The 16,361-nt window shown below is 68.7% G+C and carries 16 protein-coding genes; 10 read left to right on the top strand and 6 right to left on the bottom strand.

What is annotated here, in order from left to right; translation table 11 throughout:
• Positions 1 to 35 precede the first annotated feature (35 nt).
• The 5 genes from JEQ17_RS02555 to JEQ17_RS02575 all read left to right on the top strand — a co-directional run bounded on the left by JEQ17_RS02555 (position 36) and on the right by JEQ17_RS02575 (position 6,817).
• Positions 36 to 959 carry a thioesterase II family protein gene (locus tag JEQ17_RS02555; protein WP_234048022.1) on the top strand — a complete coding sequence of 308 codons (924 nt, stop codon included), beginning with the start codon at positions 36 to 38 and terminating at the stop codon, positions 957 to 959.
• The gene (locus JEQ17_RS02560; RefSeq protein ID WP_200393630.1) at positions 947 to 2,026 is read left to right on the top strand and encodes an SAM-dependent methyltransferase; all 1,080 of its coding nucleotides are present in this window, start codon (positions 947 to 949) and stop codon (positions 2,024 to 2,026) included. Before JEQ17_RS02555 ends, JEQ17_RS02560 begins: the two co-directional genes overlap by 13 nt.
• A 21-nt stretch (positions 2,027 to 2,047) precedes the next feature.
• Positions 2,048 to 4,780, top strand: a complete 2,733-nt coding sequence (locus JEQ17_RS02565) for a PEP/pyruvate-binding domain-containing protein (RefSeq protein WP_200393631.1) — start codon at positions 2,048 to 2,050, stop codon at positions 4,778 to 4,780.
• 62 nt (positions 4,781 to 4,842) lie between these two features.
• On the top strand, positions 4,843 to 6,075 hold the full coding sequence (locus JEQ17_RS02570; protein ID WP_200393632.1) for an aromatic ring-hydroxylating oxygenase subunit alpha: 1,233 nt from the start codon (positions 4,843 to 4,845) through the stop codon (positions 6,073 to 6,075).
• Between the two features lie 61 nt (positions 6,076 to 6,136).
• Positions 6,137 to 6,817: a methyltransferase family protein gene (locus JEQ17_RS02575; RefSeq protein WP_200393633.1), complete on the top strand. Its 681-nt coding sequence runs from the start codon at positions 6,137 to 6,139 to the stop codon at positions 6,815 to 6,817.
• A 99-nt stretch (positions 6,818 to 6,916) separates the two neighbouring features.
• Here the strand turns inward: JEQ17_RS02575 and JEQ17_RS02580 are convergent, their stop codons facing one another.
• The 3 genes from JEQ17_RS02580 to JEQ17_RS02590 form a co-directional block, all read right to left on the bottom strand.
• The gene (locus JEQ17_RS02580) at positions 6,917 to 8,776 is read right to left on the bottom strand and encodes a LamG-like jellyroll fold domain-containing protein (protein WP_200393634.1); all 1,860 of its coding nucleotides are present in this window, start codon (positions 8,774 to 8,776) and stop codon (positions 6,917 to 6,919) included.
• A gap of 199 nt (positions 8,777 to 8,975) precedes the next feature.
• Entirely contained in the window at positions 8,976 to 10,088 is a 1,113-nt protein-coding gene (locus JEQ17_RS02585; RefSeq protein ID WP_200393635.1) for an ABC transporter substrate-binding protein, read from the bottom strand.
• Between the two features lie 194 nt (positions 10,089 to 10,282).
• Entirely contained in the window at positions 10,283 to 10,870 is a 588-nt protein-coding gene (locus tag JEQ17_RS02590) for a helix-turn-helix domain-containing protein (RefSeq protein ID WP_200393636.1), read from the bottom strand.
• A gap of 133 nt (positions 10,871 to 11,003) precedes the next feature.
• Between JEQ17_RS02590 and JEQ17_RS02595 the strand changes: the two genes are divergently transcribed.
• Positions 11,004 to 11,684 carry a class I SAM-dependent methyltransferase gene (locus JEQ17_RS02595; protein WP_200393637.1) on the top strand — a complete coding sequence of 227 codons (681 nt, stop codon included), beginning with the start codon at positions 11,004 to 11,006 and terminating at the stop codon, positions 11,682 to 11,684.
• A gap of 42 nt (positions 11,685 to 11,726) precedes the next feature.
• On the top strand, positions 11,727 to 12,236 hold the full coding sequence (locus tag JEQ17_RS02600) for a DinB family protein (protein ID WP_200393638.1): 510 nt from the start codon (positions 11,727 to 11,729) through the stop codon (positions 12,234 to 12,236).
• 11 nt (positions 12,237 to 12,247) lie between these two features.
• Here JEQ17_RS02600 and JEQ17_RS02605 read toward each other — a convergent pair whose 3' ends face one another.
• The gene (locus tag JEQ17_RS02605) at positions 12,248 to 13,144 is read right to left on the bottom strand and encodes a LysR family transcriptional regulator (protein ID WP_200393639.1); all 897 of its coding nucleotides are present in this window, start codon (positions 13,142 to 13,144) and stop codon (positions 12,248 to 12,250) included.
• Between the two features lie 116 nt (positions 13,145 to 13,260).
• Between JEQ17_RS02605 and JEQ17_RS02610 the strand changes: the two genes are divergently transcribed.
• On the top strand, positions 13,261 to 13,920 hold the full coding sequence (locus JEQ17_RS02610; protein ID WP_200393640.1) for a dihydrofolate reductase family protein: 660 nt from the start codon (positions 13,261 to 13,263) through the stop codon (positions 13,918 to 13,920).
• Between the two features lie 116 nt (positions 13,921 to 14,036).
• Positions 14,037 to 14,627 carry a cysteine dioxygenase family protein gene (locus JEQ17_RS02615; RefSeq protein ID WP_200393641.1) on the top strand — a complete coding sequence of 197 codons (591 nt, stop codon included), beginning with the start codon at positions 14,037 to 14,039 and terminating at the stop codon, positions 14,625 to 14,627.
• Positions 14,628 to 14,634: 7 nt separating this feature from the next.
• On the opposite strand, the gene JEQ17_RS02620 is transcribed toward JEQ17_RS02615, so the two are convergent.
• Together JEQ17_RS02620 and JEQ17_RS02625 are read right to left on the bottom strand one after the other, a co-directional pair.
• Positions 14,635 to 14,946, bottom strand: coding sequence for a hypothetical protein (locus JEQ17_RS02620; protein WP_200393642.1), 312 nt, complete (start codon positions 14,944 to 14,946; stop codon positions 14,635 to 14,637).
• Positions 14,943 to 15,128 carry a hypothetical protein gene (locus JEQ17_RS02625; RefSeq protein WP_200393643.1) on the bottom strand — a complete coding sequence of 62 codons (186 nt, stop codon included), beginning with the start codon at positions 15,126 to 15,128 and terminating at the stop codon, positions 14,943 to 14,945. The genes JEQ17_RS02620 and JEQ17_RS02625 overlap by 4 nt, the downstream gene beginning before the upstream one ends.
• Positions 15,129 to 15,280: 152 nt before the next feature.
• Here JEQ17_RS02625 and JEQ17_RS02630 point away from each other — a divergent pair, with 152 nt between their 5' ends.
• Positions 15,281 to 16,285, top strand: a complete 1,005-nt coding sequence (locus tag JEQ17_RS02630; protein WP_200393644.1) for a LacI family DNA-binding transcriptional regulator — start codon at positions 15,281 to 15,283, stop codon at positions 16,283 to 16,285.
• Positions 16,286 to 16,361: the final 76 nt, after the last annotated feature.

Here is a 16,361-nt window from a genome sequence, read left to right on the forward strand (position 1 = left end):
GCCAAGGACCGCGAAACCGTACCGAGAGGACCCACGTGCACACGATCGAGCGGGCGACAAGGAGTCCCTCGGCTCCGCGGCCTGCGGCCGACAGGTGGTTTCAGGGGTTCGGCCCGAACCCGGACGCGGGGGCACTCATTCCCCTACTGCGCCCGACCCCGGACTCGGGGGCAGGCACTCCCCCACTGCGTCTCATCTGCCTTCCGTACGCCGGCGGCACGCCGTCCGTCTACCGGGACTGGTCGGCGGACCTGGGCGACGACGTACACGTCGTGCCCGTCCTCCTGCCCGGCCGGGGACTGCGCGTCAAGGAAACGCCGTACACGGCCATGGCCCCTCTGGTGTCCGACCTCGCGGACGCCCTCGTCGAGCGCGAACTCGCCCATGACTACGCCCTGTTCGGCCACAGCATGGGAGCCCTGCTCGCCTACGAGGTCGCCTGCGAGCTGCGCGACCGCGGCCGGCCCGAGCCGACGCACCTGTTCGTGTCGGGAAGCAAGGCTCCGCATCTGTACGGCGATCGCCGGGATCACCAGCTCTCCGACGCCGAGCTGCGGCAGCTGGTGCGCGATCTCGGGGGCCTGGGTGCCGACGACACCATCGGCGGCTCGTACCTCGAACGGCGTCTGCCGGTGCTCCGCGCCGACCTCGCCGTCTGCGAGACCTACCGATGGGCCCCGCGCCGCCCCCTGCGCTGCCCGATGACCGCGTTCTCCGCCACCCACGATCCGATCGCGCCCGCGCACGAGATGGAGGCGTGGCGCGTCCACACCCGAGGGTCGCTCCTGCGCCACCACGTGGAGGGTGACCACTTCTTCCTCAACGGCCCTTCGAAGCCGCACCTCCTGCGCAAGATCCGTGCCGAACTCGCCCGCCACCTCGACGAGTCGAGCGGCCCGGGCGCGACGGCGCGAGACCGACTGCCCACTGTGAAGAGGGAACCCTCATGGATCTACTGAGCCTGGCCAGGACCGTCAAGGACCGGGTGGAGGCGCCGATCACGGATGTGCTGGCCGTGGCGAAGGTCGTCACCGATCCACGGACCCCGCTGCTCCTGGCGCTCTCCACCGTGGTGGTCACTCCGCTGTACCGGGCGGCCTTCCTGGCGTCCGCCTCCGGTTCGGGCGTGCTGCGGTGTCTGGCAGTGCGCCCCTGCGACCTGGAGAGCCTGGCCGAGTACCTGGAAGTGCCCGAGGACCGGGAGCGGCTGCGCACCTGGCTGGAGACGGGCGTCCGCCTCGGCGAGTTCGAGGTGCGCGAGGGGTGTTACCGCCTCAGGAGCACCACGGCCAAGCTCCTGGCCCAGTCGGGGAACGACGCGGTCGCCGCCGCCCTCGAAGAGATCATGCGGTTCCACCTGCCGGTGCTCCTGGACGCGCCCCGGATGCTCAAGGAGGGCCGCCGTTTCTCCCTCGACGACCAGGACGGCACGGTCATCGCCCGTTCCTCCCTGGCCCTGCAGGGACTGGTGCACGAGGCGATCGACCGCACTCTGGAGCGCACCACCCCTATCCGGCTGCTGGAGATCGGCTGCGGATCCGGTGCCTACGTCCGCCACGCCGCGCGCCTCAACCCCCGCCTGACCGCCCTCGCGGTCGACCTTCAGGAAGAGGTCGCTGTCCGGGCCGCCGACAACATGACCGAATGGGGGCTCACCGACCGCGTGGAGACCCGCCAGGGTGATCTGCGCACCCTCGAACTCCAGCCCCAGTTCGACCTCGTCACGCTCCACAACAACATCTACTACTTCCCTGAGGCCGACCGGGTCGAGGTGCTGGAACGAGCGCGCTCCTTCCTGGCGCCCGGCGGCCGGCTGCTCCTCACGTCGTCGTGCCAGGGCGGCGGCAACCTCGGCCTCGACGTGCTCAACCTCTGGTTCGAGTACGCCGACTTCGGTGGCCCACTGCCCAGCGAGGACGAGCTGGTCGCCCAGCTGGAGAAGGCGGGGTTCGCGGACGTACGGGCGAGCCGGATCATTCCCACCCAGCCGTTCCGCGCGTTCGTCGGAACCAACGTTCAGGCCTGACCAGGGCCAGGAGACCTCATCATGGACACCCGAACGGCACACACCCCCGCCTCCGCCCTCTCCGACACCGCGTCGAACGCCCCGCACCGCGAACTCGTGGCCGTGCTCGGCCGCGCGCCCGGCGCCGGTACCGAGACCCTGGGCGGCAAGGCCGCCCGGCTGAGCGAGATGATCGAGGCGGGCCTCCCCGTACCGCCCGCGTTCTGCCTCACCACCGGCCTGTTCGACCTGTTCCTGCGCGAGACGGGCCTCGCCGCGGAGATCCGGGCCGCCGAGGCCCGCGCGGCGGACACCTCGACGATCCGCGAGCTGATCACCGCCCGGGAGCTGCCCGAGGCCATCGCCGATACGATCCTCGCCGCCTACGAGGACCTCGGCCGGCCCAGGGTCGCGGTCCGTTCCTCCGCGTGCCGGGAGGACTCCGCCGCCCAGTCCTTCGCCGGACAGCACGACACCGTCCTGGACGTCGCGGGTGACGAGGCGCTGCTCGACGCGGTGAAGGTCTGCTGGGCCTCTCTGTGGTCCGACCGCGCGGCCGCCTATCGCGACGGAACAGGCCCCACGGGCTCCATCGCCGTGATCGTGCAGGAGATGATCCACGCGGACGTCAGCGGTGTGCTGTTCACCGTCGATCCCGTCGGCGCACGGCCCAACCGCCTTGTCGTGGAGGCTTGTTGCGGTCTCGGCGAGGGGCTGGTCTCCGGACGGGTGTCCAGCGACTTCTTCGTCGTCGACGACCGCACACTGGAGGTGATCGAGGAACACGTGCGGTACAAGGTGACCAAGTGCGCGCCCCTCACACCCGGCCGGATCGGCATGACCAAGGTCGACGCCGCCGACCGCAACGCACCGTGCCTGACCCGGGAACAACTCGGCGAGCTCGCCGGCCTCGCGGTCGAGGTCCGGTCCCACTACGGCACGGAGCAGGACATCGAGTGGGCCATGCACGACGGCACACTCCACCTCCTACAGGCCAGGCCGATCACCACCCACCCCCAGGACAGGGCTACGGACCAGGAGCACAGCCCGTATGTCGCCCGGCAGGCCGACGAGGTGCAGCACGGCACGCTCTGGTCCCGGATGGACATCGGCGAGATCTTCGTGGGCCTGATGTCACCGCTCGGCATGAGCTTCGCGCAGTACTACCAGGAGCACGTGCACGCCGACTGCGCCGCCGCGCTCGGCGTGCGGGACACCGGTGACGTCGGCCTCCACATGGGCTACCTCCAGGGCCATGTGTATTTGAACATCTCCTACACGGCCTACCTGCTCGGTCAGTGCCTGCCCACCCGGGACCAGCGGCACTTCACCCGACGCTTCGTCAGCGAGGAGGTCGACCTCGCCGCGTACGAGAACCCCTTCGGTACCTTCCCCGGAGGCATGGAGGACCTGCGTTCCACGCTTCACTGGGTGCAGTCCACCGCCACCGAGATGCTGAGCATGAAGAACCGTGCCGAGGAGATGGTCTCCGTACGGCTCTACGAGTTCGACCGTGCCCGGCAGTTGGACCTGACGCGGATGAGCCGCCGGGAACTCGACGCGGAACTCGCCCGCTACCTCGGCTTCTTCCACGACGCGCACGTCGGTTATATGCCGTACTACATCAATGCCTTCGGGTTCTACGGCGTCCTCACGGAGTTGTGCGCGAAGTGGCTCGGTGCCGACGGCGACAACCTGCAGAACCGGATCAAGACCGACATGTCGAGTCTGCGGACCGTCGCGTCGGCACAGGAGATCTGGGGCGTGGCCCAGGCCGCCAAGGCCAGGCCTCGCGTCATGGGGATCATCAACGAGGCCCCCCTGGAGGAGATCGAGGAGCGGCTGCGCCAAGATGTCGAGGGCCTGGCCTTCTGGGACACGCAGATGAAGCCCTTCCTGCGGGCCAACGGCACCCGCGGGCGCCAGGAGATGGAGCTCACCCACCCGCGCTGGATCGACGACCCGTCGTACATCTTCCAGATGATCCGCCGCTACGCCGCCGACGGGCTCTCCGTCGACGACATCATGGGACGCAGCCGTGCGCTCGCGGACGGCGACGCCCGGACGGTGCTGGAGAAGCTGCCGCTGCACAGGCGGAAGGTCCTCGAAACCGTCATCACGATGTACAGCCTGTGCAGCGAGCTCCGCGAGACCACCCGTATGTCGATGATCACCTCGATCTGGCTGGTCAGGAACGTCGTGTACGAGGTGGGCCGGCGACTCGTCGCGGAAGGAGTCCTGCACTCCCTGGACGAGGTCGCCTTCCTCGACTTCGAGGACGTCCGGGCCTACCTGGCCGGTGGCGCCACGGAACGTGAGTCGTTCCCCCGCACAGAACTGGACGAACGACGGCGCCTGTACGAGTACCACAACCGGCTGCCCGAACCGTCGCTCACGTTCATCGGAGAGCACGACATCACCCGGGCGGTGCGGCCGGCGGCCGACGGCGCACACCTCGTGGGTCTCGGATCCAGCCCCGGGCGGATCGTGGGCCGTGCCCGCATCGTGGAGGACCTGGTCTGGCAGGCCGACGAGTTCCTGCCCGGCGAGATCCTGGTCACCCGCTACACCGACGCGTCCTGGACGCCGCTCTTCGCCATCGCCGGCGGAGTGGTCACCGACATCGGGTCGATGCTCTCGCACAGTTCGATCGTGTCCCGGGAGTTCAACGTGCCCTCCGTGGTCAACACCAAGTACGCCACGCAGCGCATCAACACGGGCGACATGATCGTCGTCGACGGCGACACCGGCGTCGTCGAAGTCGTCGAGGGCTGAGCGCTCATCAGCGAACCGTGCCGCATCCGCCATGGCGCGGTTCACACAAGGAAGGCAGCGAGATGATCCCCAATCAGTGGTACCCGATCCTGCAGACCTGTGACATACAGCGCGACAGGCCCACGGGCGTTCGGCGCATGGGCGAAGAGCTCGTGCTGTGGCGCGACCTCGGCGGCAACCTCGTCTGCCAGACCGCACGGTGCCCGCACAAGGGCGCCAACATCGCCGACGGGCGGCTCAAGGGCAACACGGTCGAATGCCCGTACCACGGCTTCCGGTTCGACGGCGAGGGCACGTGCAAGGTGGTCCCCGCCCTCGGTTCGGACGCCCGGATCCCCCAGTCGCTCAAACTGAAGACGTACCCGGTGTGGGAGCAGCACGGTCTGGTCTGGCTCTGGTGGGGTGACCAACGTGAGCGACTCCCGGAGATCGAGCTGCCCTCCGAACTCGTGAGCAACCCACGGCCGTACGAGACCATCTCCTGGACCCGGCCCGTCCACTACACCCGCTACATCGAGAGCCTCCTCGAGTTCTACCACGTGACCTTCGTGCACCGGGATCACTGGACGAACAACATCGACTACACCTTCATGTACGGCACCGCGCGCAAGCTGTGGATGGACGGCCGCGAGCGCTACCTGGCCGCGAACAAGATCGTCAACCAGCGGGTCGAAGTGGACGGAACCACGATTCGTTCCACCTTCGACCAGTGCGAGGAGGCGAATCCCGCCAACACATCGCACTTCAACCTCATCTATCAGGCTCCCGGCCTGACACACGTCAAGACCGGCCTGCTGGAGATCACCACCTGGCTCACTCCGATCGACGACGAGAACACGCTGGCGATCATGCGCCTCTACGAGTACCCGCAACTGCGGACCATGGTGCCCGTCAAGCAGCTCAGGCCATGGGTGCTGCGTGCTTCTCTCCTCATGGAGAAGCACGTCCAGGACCCCCAGGACGTGGGCATCATGCTCCGCCAGGAGCCCAAGGTCAGCGAACGCGGTGTGAACAAGTTCATCGCCCTCGACGAGATGGACGCCAAGTTCCTGCAGATGCGTGACCGCCTCAAGGCGGAAGCGGCGGCAGCGCGCTCCCAGGACTCGGAGACATCTGCGGCGCAGACCGCCGAAGCGACTGCCGCCGAGGCGCCGACCGACGAGACGTTGGCCGCGGCCAACACCAACGGCAGCGGCAGCGGCAGCGGCAGCGGCTCGAACGGCACGCGCGGTACTCGAAAGAAGCGGACCGGGCAGGTGGACCGAGAAGGCACCCTGGCGAAGGCCCGTTCCTGATCGCGTCCGGTCACACAAGGTCCTTCCCCCACAAGGGAGTTCAGAGAAAGCGAGCTCGAAGATGTACGGCGGGTACGACGCCTCGACCGGCCCCAAGGCTCTGGTGACCACGTGCAACGCGCTGGCCGTGGCGGCCGCGGGGTGGTTCCTCGTCGGCGGGACGGACACGGTGGCGGACTGGTTCGGGACGCGGCTGGACCAGGCCGAACCGTTGCGCCGGGGGATGCTGTTCACGCTCTCGGCGGTCTACCTGCTGCGCTTCATCGCGACGACGTTCATCATGCTCAAGCGCAGCATGGAATGGTCGGAGGCCGTGACCGTGGGGGTCTGGGTCGTCGTCATCCACGGCACGATGGCCTACCTGGGCGGCACCAACACCGCTTCCGTGGGCGCGCTCGCATGGGTCGGCGTGGTGCTCTACGTCGTGGGTTCGTACCTCAACACGGCCTCGGAGTACCGACGCAAGCTGTGGAAGCGGGTGCCGGAGCACAAGGGCAGGCTCTACACAGAGGGTCTCTTCAAGTACTCCATGCACATCAACTACTTCGGTGACGTCGTGCTCTTCACCGGGTTCGCCCTGGTGACAGGCAGCCCTTGGGCCCTGGCCATCCCGGTGATCATGGCGTGCATGTTCTCCTTCCTGAACATCCCCACGCTCGACAAGTACCTGGCCGAGCGGTACGGCACGGCATTCGAGGAGTACTCCAAGAAGACTGCCAAGTTGGTTCCCTTCATCTACTGAGCGTGCGGCGGTGCAGCACGGGCAGCTCTTTGGCCGTCGAGTGGGCCGATCCCGCGTGCACTGCGGGACCGGCCCACCGAGTCGGTCGAGCGACGCTCCTCACTCGAACGGCGTGAGGAACTCCCGTACGGGCAAGGCCCGGTTCACAATGCGGGTGTCACCGATCCACCCGTAGAAGCCCTGCCCGAAGCGCTCGTCGAACTGCGTGGCACCGATGACGAACGGCTTGCCGAGGGTGGCGATGCCGGTGGACGGCTGAGAAGGATTGCGGGCGATCTTCGAGCCGTCCACGTACATGACCGTGCGGCGCCCGTCGTTGACGACGGCTATGTGCATCCAGCGGCCCACAGGCACCGCATGGCTCCAGGAAGTGGGGTCGGCGTCCTGTCGCTGCGGATAGACAACGAACTGGAGGAACCGCTCGGGCGAGAGGTTGAGGCTGCAGGTGGGCTCCAACGGGGACCAGCCCGTGGTCTTGCCCGCGTCACCGTTGCGCCCTTCCCAGCTGAGGATGCCCATCCAGGCGTGGTCGCCCTCGAAGGGGTCGGGCAGCCTGATGAAGGTCTCGATGGTGTAGCCGCGGGTGAACTTCTCCCCGTTCAGGTCAGCTTGGGCGGCGGTGGTCAGGACCGCGCCGCGGTCAGGGCTCTTGCCACCGTCGAAGCGCAGGCTCGCGTGCGCCGGCTGACCGGGATGGTGGTCGGCCGACCAGGTCAGCGCCTCGGGCCCGCTGGCGTGCAGACGACTCACGGTCAGATCGTTTCCGCGGCCGGTGAGGTCGCGTACGACCGTGCCGTCCGCGACCGGGCTTCCCGCGGCCGTCCCGGACGCGTCGAAGCGCCAGTACGCGACCGTGCCGCGCGGCATCACCGCGGCGGGAGGTCGGGGCTTCGGCGGCACGACGGGGGCGAAGCCCTCGAAGCGCGCGTCGAAGTCGATGCTCAGGCTGAACCGGTCCGAGGGGCCGGTCAGTTCGACGGTCTCGGCCTCCAGGGACGACCGCTGCCCGGAATCACGGGCAAGGAGCCACGGCGAGAAGGTCTCGACATCGATGACACCGCGGACCAGGTCGAATCCGTATGTGCGGATCATGCCCGCTCCGCCGTAGTAGCGGTCCTGGTAGTTGGTGATGTGGACGTGGACATCGTTGTCGGAGTCGTTGCGCAGAACCGTGCGCCCCGGCGGCCAGTAGTGGCCACCCAGCGCGAGGAAGATCTGGTCGTTGCCACGGATGAGGCCGTCCCACAGGCGTTTGCCGTTGTCCGACAACTGTGCCTCGCCGGCGTCGTCCGACCAGGCGAGGTCATGGGTGGTGAGGACGGCGGGCAGCGTGGGGTGCGCGTCGAGGACGCCCTGCGCCCACCGCAACCCCTTGTCCGACACCCGCCAGTCGAGGGCGAGGACCAGCCAGGCACGGCTCGCGGCAGTCAGCACGTGGTACGTGTTGTAGCCGTCGGGCGAGGCGCCGCGGTAGGTCGGCATGGACGCGTACCGGGCGGGACCGAACGCGGCGAGATACGCGGAGGCGCCCCGCTGGTCGTCCCCGGAGTTGATGTCGTGGTTGCCCGCCAGGACGCTGTAGGGCACCTTGCCGTGGATGGTCCGGAAGGTGTCGGCGGCGCGTTCGATCTCGTCCTTGGTGCCGTGCTCGGTGACGTCACCGAGGTGCGTCATGAAGGCGATGTTCGCCTCGGCCCGCTCGGCGACGAGATGGCGGAAGGTCTCGCGCAGCGGGGTCGGGTCCGCGCTGTCGGCGTCGAAGAGGTACTGCGTGTCGGGGAGGACGGCCAGCGCGAAGCGCGGGCTTTCCGGATCGAACCGGCCTGAGTGAGCCGCGGCGGACGCCTGCGCCGGCGTCGCCTCGAAGGCGGCAGCCGCCGCGCCGACCGCGGGTAAGGCGGCCGCTGCCCGCAACAGCGCGCGTCTTTGCAGGGGGTTTCGTTGTTCTGCCGCAGTCATGAACACTCCGTAGGACGGGGGCTGTTGGCAGGCCGTACGCTGCTCAACTGCCACAGCCGTACGGTGGCGGGGAGTTGAACCTCCGCTGCCGGTCACCCAACGTTTGACGGGAGGCAGAATCCTGCCGCTGGTCGCACGGACGGCCAGGCGGTCGGGCGGTCAGGCGGTCAGGCGGTCAGGCGGTCAGGCGGTCAGGCGGTCAGGCGGCGTGAAGGATCCGGAAGCGATCGAGTTCTGCCGGATCCCGGTCGACGACCTGGATTGGCGGCCCGGCCCATTGCCAAACGCTGATGCCCGGCATGCGGGAGAAACGGATCTGCCCGCGGGTGCCTTCGACTGCGACGCGCGGCCAGGATTCGGCAGTGCGCGCCCGGTCCGCGCCGTTGGAACGCAGCACATCGGCGAGGACGGCGACCGTGTCATAACCCTCGAAGGCGACGAAGGAGGGGGCTGCGGCCAGCTGCTCACGGAGCGCCTCCTCGACTCGTACACCGAGTGGAGTGAGGCGCTCGGGCAGGTAGCGCAGGAACGGGATCGCGGCGCTGTCGTCGCCCAGCAGCGTCGCCCATTCGGCGAACTCCGGTTGCCCGGCCGGAGCACCGATCATGATCTCGGCGAGCCGCTGGTCACGGCGGACGGACTTGACGATCGGCACTGCCGGTTCCGGGTGGCCGACCAGGAGAAGGAGGGCTGTCGCGCGATTCTCGACGAGTTCGTCGCACACGGTCGTGGCGTCGAGCGCGCTCATGTCGAGTTCGATGACGGTGCCGCCGCGTGGAGCGAGGTAGTCCCGCAGAATACGGGTCCCGGATGCCCAGTAGACGCTCGGCTGGGCTGCTACGGCGATTCGACTGTGGCCCGCGGCGAGGAGGAAGTCCGCATAGACCTGCCAGCCGCGGGACTGCGGCGGGGAGAGTCGCGCGACCCATTCCGTCGGCTGTTCGGTGAGCGCGTCGAGAACCGCCGACGAGCAGAGGAACGGCAGGCCGAGGGCGTCGGCCCTGGTGGCAGCGGCGCGGGCGACAACGCTGTGGTACTCCCCCGCCAGGGCAGCCACGCCCAGGCCGGCCAATTCGTCCACGGCCGCCGCGGCCCTCTGTGGATCGGCCGCGGTGTCCCGGACCACCAGCTCGAGTGGCCTTCCGGCGATCCCGCCGGTGTCATTGACTTCGCGTACGGCCAACTCGAGTCCTGCGAGCAGGTGTTGGCCCGCCTGGATCCAGCCAGGCCGTGTCAGCGGAACGAGAGCGCCGATCCGGACGGACGCCCCGTCGGTCCGCTCCGCTCCGGGCTGCGACGGTGGCGTGGTCATGTGTTGGCGTCTCCCGTACGGCGGTTGGCTTGCACGTGGCGGCCCAGGTCTCGGAGTGAATGTCCCGGTCAGTCTGCAGGGGACATTGATGTGGGAGACAGGGGCTGTCACCTCGGCAAGCCAAGATCATTCGAACGTGCAGCTTACCCACGTACAGGCCCTTGATCCAGGGCAGTCTTTGGCCGATGTGATGGTCAGTGCCCGGACGGTGCCAGGTGTGCGCGCTCTCCCTGCGGGCCGAACAGGGCGAGCAGTTCCGCGGGCCGGCTGTCGGCGCTGCCGATCCAGTGCGGTGTGCGGGTGTCGAACTCCGCGGCCTCTCCGACGCCGAGCCGGAACTCCTGCTCGCCGAGCACGAACCTGACCTGTCCGTTGAGGACGTAGAACCACTCATATCCCTCGTGGGTCTGCAGGTTCATCGTGGGGGCTCGGCCGGCGGGCGGATGGATCACCTTGTACGCCTGGATGCCGCCGGGCCGCCTGGTCAGTGGCACCATCACCAGCCCGGAATGTCGTACTGGTCGCAGGTGCACGCGAGGGTCGCCGGTGGGCGGTGCCGCGACGAGGTCGTCGAGCGGGACGCCATGCGCCCGGGCCAGGGGAAGCAGTTGCTCCAGCGTGGGGCGGAGCTTGCCGTTCTCCAGGCGGGACAGGGTGCTCGCCGTGAGGCCGGTTTCGTCTGCCAGCGCTGCCAGCGTGGCGCTCCGCGCCCGGCGCAGGGCACGCAGTCGCGGCCCGACTCCGGCCAGAACGTCTCCTGCGGGGTCGTCCATGTTGTCCATGGCCCGATGATGCGGATCCGCAATTTTTCTTGCAAGGGCGAAACCGCGATGCCGATGCTGTCCGTACATCACCGGCGTCCGATGTGCGTATCGGATCACGCTCGGCACGTCGGCCGACGAAGGGGCACCTTAGATGGATTCCACCCGAAGCCGACGGGCCACCGCCGACGCCACGGGCGACCAGGGCACTGCGCACGAGGACGCCCAGCTGTTCTGGGAGCGGCACTACCGCACCCAGCGCGCCTGGGGCGCACGCGTCAACCCGCTGCTCGCCGAGACCGCCACACCACTGCACCACGGAGCAGCCCTCGATGTGGGCTGCGGCGCCGGTGGCGACGCCATCTGGCTCGCCCAGCAGGGCTGGCACGTCACCGGCGTGGACATCTCCACCACGGCCGTCGAACGGGTGCGGGAACGTGCCCGCGATCTCGGCATCGCGGACCGGGTCGTCACCGCACAGCACGACCTGGCCAACAGCTTCCCGGCCGGACGGTTCGATCTCATCTCCGCCCAGTACTTCCACACCCCGCTCCCCCTGCTCCGCGGCCAAGTCCTGCGCACCGCCGCCCGGGCCCTGCGACCCGGCGGTCTCCTGCTGATCGTCGACCACGGCTCCACCGCGCCCTGGTCGTGGAATCAGGACCCCGACATCCACTACCCCACACCCACCGAGACCGCCGCCGAACTCGATCTCGACCCCGCGCGCTGGTCCGTCCTGCGCGCCGACATGCCCAGCCGCCGGGCCACCGGACCTGCTGGTGAGACGGCCACGGTCGTCGACAATGTCCTGCTCGTCCAGCGCACCGCCGAATGACCGCCCCCACCACACGACATCACGTCGGAACGGAGTGACTCGATGTCAGGAAATGACTCGCAGCGATCCCGGACCCGGGCGAAGGACACCGGACCTCCGCTGACCGGGACCGACGAGAAGGCCACCCTGCGGGGCTTCCTCGACTATCTGCGGAACGCTGTCGCGGACAAGGCCGCGGGTGTGCCGGAACCGCAGGTCCGAACGGGCGGAGTGCCCTCGGGCACCAACCTTCTGGGGCTGGTCAAGCACCTGGCGTTCGTCGAGCGGTTCTACTTCCTCGGTGAGGAGGTCGGCGACTGGCGTACGACCATGCGGCCGTCGGCTCAGGACACCGTGGACAGTGTGCTCGCCGACTACCGCAAGACCGTCGAGCGAGCGAACCAGGTCATCGAAGCCTGCCCCGATCTGGCACTTCCCGCCCCGCGACCCCCGCGTCGAGGGCAGGCACCGTCGATGCGATGGGTCCTGGTGCACATGATTGAGGAGACCGGCCGACACGCGGGCCACGCCGACCTCCTCCGCGAGCAGATCGACGGATCCACCGGCCGCTGACCAGTCGGCCACTACTGAGAACCCACGTCCGGCACATCCTGACCACCCTGGCCTCCCAGCTGGATGGCCTGGATCAGCGCCTTGGTGGCCGGTGGGTCGGGTGGATCGCCGTAGGTGACGGTGTAGATCCGGCGGGGGAAGTCGGGGATCTCGGTGGTGTGGACGTCGGGCAGGCGGTGGGCGCGGAGGGCGAGTCCGGGCAGGGTGGTGACACCGATACCGGCGGCGACGAGGGCCTGTACGACGACCATGTCGTCGCAGACCGACTCGATGCGTGGGGCGAATCCGTGGTGCCGGCAGACGGCGGTCAGCTCGCCCTGGCACCGTTCGCAGCCGCCGATCCAGGCTGAGTTGCGATGGTTCGCGACGCTGTCGTCGGGGCTCCGGCTCACCAGGTAGATCGGGTCGTCGGCCACATGGACCATGCGGAACCCTTCGTCCTCCAGCGGGGCGTGCGCGTACCGGAAGACGAGTGCGACGTCGATCTCGCCGTGCCGCAGCATCTGCAGCGCCTCGACCGGATGACGGTCGATCACGCTCAGCGTGAGGCCCGGGTGAGCCTCGGTCAGCATGGCGGCCGCCTTCGGCACGATCGTGCTGAGTACGGACGCGTTGGCGGCGAGGCGCACCCGCCCAGTCCGTAGACCGACCTGCGCGGACAGCTCGTTGGCCGCCGCGTCGACCCGTCCCACGATCTCGGTGGCCCGGTTGGCCAGCAGCTCGCCCTCAGGGGTCAGCCGGATCCCACGGCCCACCCGCTGGACAAGCTTGACACCGGTGGCCGCCTCCAGGCGGGACAGGTGATGGCTCACCGACGGCTGCGAGTAGTGCAGCTCCCTCGCGGCCTCGGTCACGGACCCGTGCCGCGCCACCGCGGCCAGCACCTTGAGATGGACCAGATTCAGCACGTATCAAGAATATCGATGTGTTCCTCGAAGGACTGGCATTAGACGTCATCTGTGCCTCGGTCCATGCTCGTTGGTGAGGGCGCCGATGGCGGTGCCGAGCCGACTGAGGAGGCACGATGAGCAAGCTCAGGTGTCACATCTCGATCTCACTGGACGGTTTCGTCGCCGGCCCGAACCAGAGCGAGGAGAACCCGCTCGGGGAGGGTGGCGAGGGACTCCACGACTGGGTGGTTCCGCTGGCCGCCTTCCGTCAGCCCCATGGCGAGCAGGGCGGTGAGGTGAACGCGAGCACACCGGTGTTCGAGGAGTCGCTCGAGAACATCGGCGCCGCGGTGATGGGCAGGAACATGTTCGGCCCTATCGGCGGAGGTGCCTGGGGCGACGAGCAGTGGACCGGCTGGTGGGGTGACAACCCGCCTTACCACTATCCCGTGTTCGTCGTGACCCATCACCCGCGCAAGCCGGTGGAGATGGCGGGAGGGACCACGTTCCACTTCGTCACCGAGGGAATCGAGTCCGCGCTCGACCAGGCGAAGAAGGCCGCCGCCGGCAAGGACGTCATGTTGTGGGGCGGCGGCATGATCGCTCGGCAGTACCTGGCAGCGGGCCTGCTGGACGAGCTCGAACTGCACGTCGTTCCGGTGTTGCTCGGCGGCGGCTCCCGCCTCCTCGACAGCCTCGGCGACGCGGATGTGCGGCTCGAGCAGGTCCGTGCCGTCGAGGCGCCGGGCGTCACCCACCTCAAGTACCGGATCCTGCCCGGCACTTCGTCTTGATCGACTTGGCGGTCATGGGTTCAGTACACCCAGCCGCACACTCACACCCCACAGCCTGCTGGACCGAGTCATCGCCCGGCGCGCCGCGCAGAAGGCACCCCGCAGAGGAGAGCACCATGCAGTTCGACCGCTTGAAGACTTTCATCGACGACGTGGGACTCGTGGTGCGCAGCACCGACGACGAGCACGAGATCACGGCGCGGGTCGCCGAGCGGCTGTCCGCTCTGCTGGCCGACGGCTACCGGCTCCCGCCGGAGGTCACGCGGGCATCCTCCGCGCGTCACCTGACGTATCCGCTGTACATCGCTCCCGACGACAGCTGGTCGATGGCGTCCGTGGTCTGGGACGTCGGTCAGCAGACCAAGGTGCATTCGCACGAGACATGGGGTGTCGCCGGCATCTACGCGGGCGCCGAACAAGAGATCCGGTACCTCAAGCCGACGGAGTCCACCGCGAGCGGGCCACTGACGCCGGCCGGTGAGACGCGATGGGCGCCGGGGCAGGTGACCGTCTGCTGCACCACCGACGACGATGTCCATGCCGTCACGGCCGTCGGCAGCGAACCAACCGTCGGCATCCACGTCTACGGCGGCAACATCGGCACGATCCGACGACGGTCGTACGATCCCGCCACGGGCGAAGTCGACTGGTTCGTCTCCGGCTGGGACAGCGCCGAGGACGTGTCCCGAGCGAGGGCATCGAGCTGAAGACGGGCTACAGGTCGAGCACCGCCCGGAGCGCGTCGTCGACCAGGGCCTGCTGCGCGGGGCCGATGTTGCCGAGGCAGGTGCCCGTCTCGAAGCGGACCGCGGAGAGCTGGAGCAGGTTGACGGCCACGACCGAGGCGTCGACCGGAGTCGCCAGGCGCACACTCATCGCCGTATCGGGATGAGCCGCGGGGGCGTGCAGCACCAGGGCGACCACGGCCCCGTACCGGTCGGCGAGCCCGTCGAGGCTGGCGATCAGCACGGTCCGGTTGCCCTTGCCGGTGTCGACGTCCCACACGTCGCCCTTGCGGATCGTCACAGAGCGTCGCCCTCGCCATCGAGGTCGAGGCGCTCCAGGGTGGCGAGACGGCCGGCGGCATCGAGGGTCATCTGACGGCGCACGGCCTTGACGATGTACTCGTTCAGCGAGGCGGCGCCGGCCGCGGCATCGCGCAACGGTTTGTCCATGGAGTCCGGAATCCGAACGGTGATGGCAGTCATGCCACCAAATCTAGTGCCAAGACTGCCACCACCGCATCCCCTCGACCGGAGTCGGCCACTTCGCCCAAGGCCCGGCGTCGTGCCGGAGCCCCGTACGTGCATACTCAGGCTTTGCGCGCGCACCGGCGTTCGCGAGAAGCAGGAGGTGGGCGATGGTGTCGGCATCGGGTGCGGAGTCCCGGAAGGTCACGATCAACGACGTCGCCAAGTCCGCGGGGGTGTCCAGGCAGACCGTTTCGCGGGCACTCAACGACAAGGACGAGATCGACAGCGACACCAAACAGCGCGTACTGGACGCCGCTCGGGCGCTCGGCTACCGGCCGAGCCGGTTCGCCCGGGGCCTGGTCCGCCAGGACACCATGACCATCGGGCTGGTCATCCCCGATCTGCTCAACCCGTACTTCACCGAGGTCGCGGCCTCCGCTCTGGAGGCCGCCCGGACCCATGGCTGGCATGTCGTCGTGTACGACACCGCCGACCGGGCGGAGGAGGAGCTCGGCACGCTCCAGGTGATCAGTTCGCAGGTCGACGCGGTCATCGGCTACTTCAGCTGCTCCGACAGCGAACTCGAGGCGTTCACCCGCGGCATGCCGGTGGTGCTCATCGGCCGTGAGGGCAAGTCCACGCGGTTCAGTTCGATCCGGATCGACGGCCGGGAGGGCGTCCACGCCGCGGTCGCGCACCTGGTCGCGAAGGGGCACACCCGGATCGGCATGGTCGACCACCAGGCCCGGGCCGAGCCGAGCATCCGGCACGCGTGGTTCACGGCGGCCGCGGCGGCGCACGGGATCGACGCGGGCATGGTGGTCGGCGCGGATCAGACGGCCGACGGCGGCGGAGCGGCGCTCAGGGAGCTGCTCACCGCTCATCCCGAGGTGACCGCGGTCTTCACGTTCAACGACATCATCGCGATCGGCGCGCTGCGGGAAGCCCGCCGGCTCGGCAGGAGCGTGCCGCAGGATCTGGCGGTCATCGGCTTCGACGGTCTTCAGCTCGGGGCGCTCATGGAGCCCCCGCTCACCAGCGTCGCCCTCGACACACGGCAGCTCGGCGTGCTCGCCATCGAGCAGGTCGCACGGCTGCTGTCGGACCCGCGCACGCTCGCGGTCGAGGACCTGGTCGTGCATGCCGAGCTGCGGCCGAGCGGGTCCGCGTAACCCGCCGGAAACCCATCCGCATCGAATGTCTTGACATTGAACCGCGCCGAAGCGCAGACTTCCGAGCACTTCGCAT

Origin of the sequence: Streptomyces liliifuscus, from assembly GCF_016598615.1 — a bacterium.
Classification (GTDB): Bacteria; Actinomycetota; Actinomycetes; order Streptomycetales; family Streptomycetaceae; genus Streptomyces; species Streptomyces liliifuscus.

Coding starts and splice junctions, on each gene's coding strand:
- JEQ17_RS02565 (WP_200393631.1), top strand. CDS start 2,048: ATGGACACCCGAACGGCACACACCCCCGCCTCCGCCCTCTCCGACACC.
- JEQ17_RS02610 (WP_200393640.1), top strand. CDS start 13,261: ATGAGCAAGCTCAGGTGTCACATCTCGATCTCACTGGACGGTTTCGTC.
- JEQ17_RS02615 (WP_200393641.1), top strand. CDS start 14,037: ATGCAGTTCGACCGCTTGAAGACTTTCATCGACGACGTGGGACTCGTG.
- JEQ17_RS02585 (WP_200393635.1), bottom strand. CDS start 10,088: ATGACCACGCCACCGTCGCAGCCCGGAGCGGAGCGGACCGACGGGGCG.
- JEQ17_RS02590 (WP_200393636.1), bottom strand. CDS start 10,870: ATGGACAACATGGACGACCCCGCAGGAGACGTTCTGGCCGGAGTCGGG.
- JEQ17_RS02560 (WP_200393630.1), top strand. CDS start 947: ATGGATCTACTGAGCCTGGCCAGGACCGTCAAGGACCGGGTGGAGGCG.
- JEQ17_RS02625 (WP_200393643.1), bottom strand. CDS start 15,128: ATGACTGCCATCACCGTTCGGATTCCGGACTCCATGGACAAACCGTTG.
- JEQ17_RS02575 (WP_200393633.1), top strand. CDS start 6,137: ATGTACGGCGGGTACGACGCCTCGACCGGCCCCAAGGCTCTGGTGACC.
- JEQ17_RS02570 (WP_200393632.1), top strand. CDS start 4,843: ATGATCCCCAATCAGTGGTACCCGATCCTGCAGACCTGTGACATACAG.
- JEQ17_RS02595 (WP_200393637.1), top strand. CDS start 11,004: ATGGATTCCACCCGAAGCCGACGGGCCACCGCCGACGCCACGGGCGAC.
- JEQ17_RS02580 (WP_200393634.1), bottom strand. CDS start 8,776: ATGACTGCGGCAGAACAACGAAACCCCCTGCAAAGACGCGCGCTGTTG.
- JEQ17_RS02600 (WP_200393638.1), top strand. CDS start 11,727: ATGTCAGGAAATGACTCGCAGCGATCCCGGACCCGGGCGAAGGACACC.
- JEQ17_RS02630 (WP_200393644.1), top strand. CDS start 15,281: ATGGTGTCGGCATCGGGTGCGGAGTCCCGGAAGGTCACGATCAACGAC.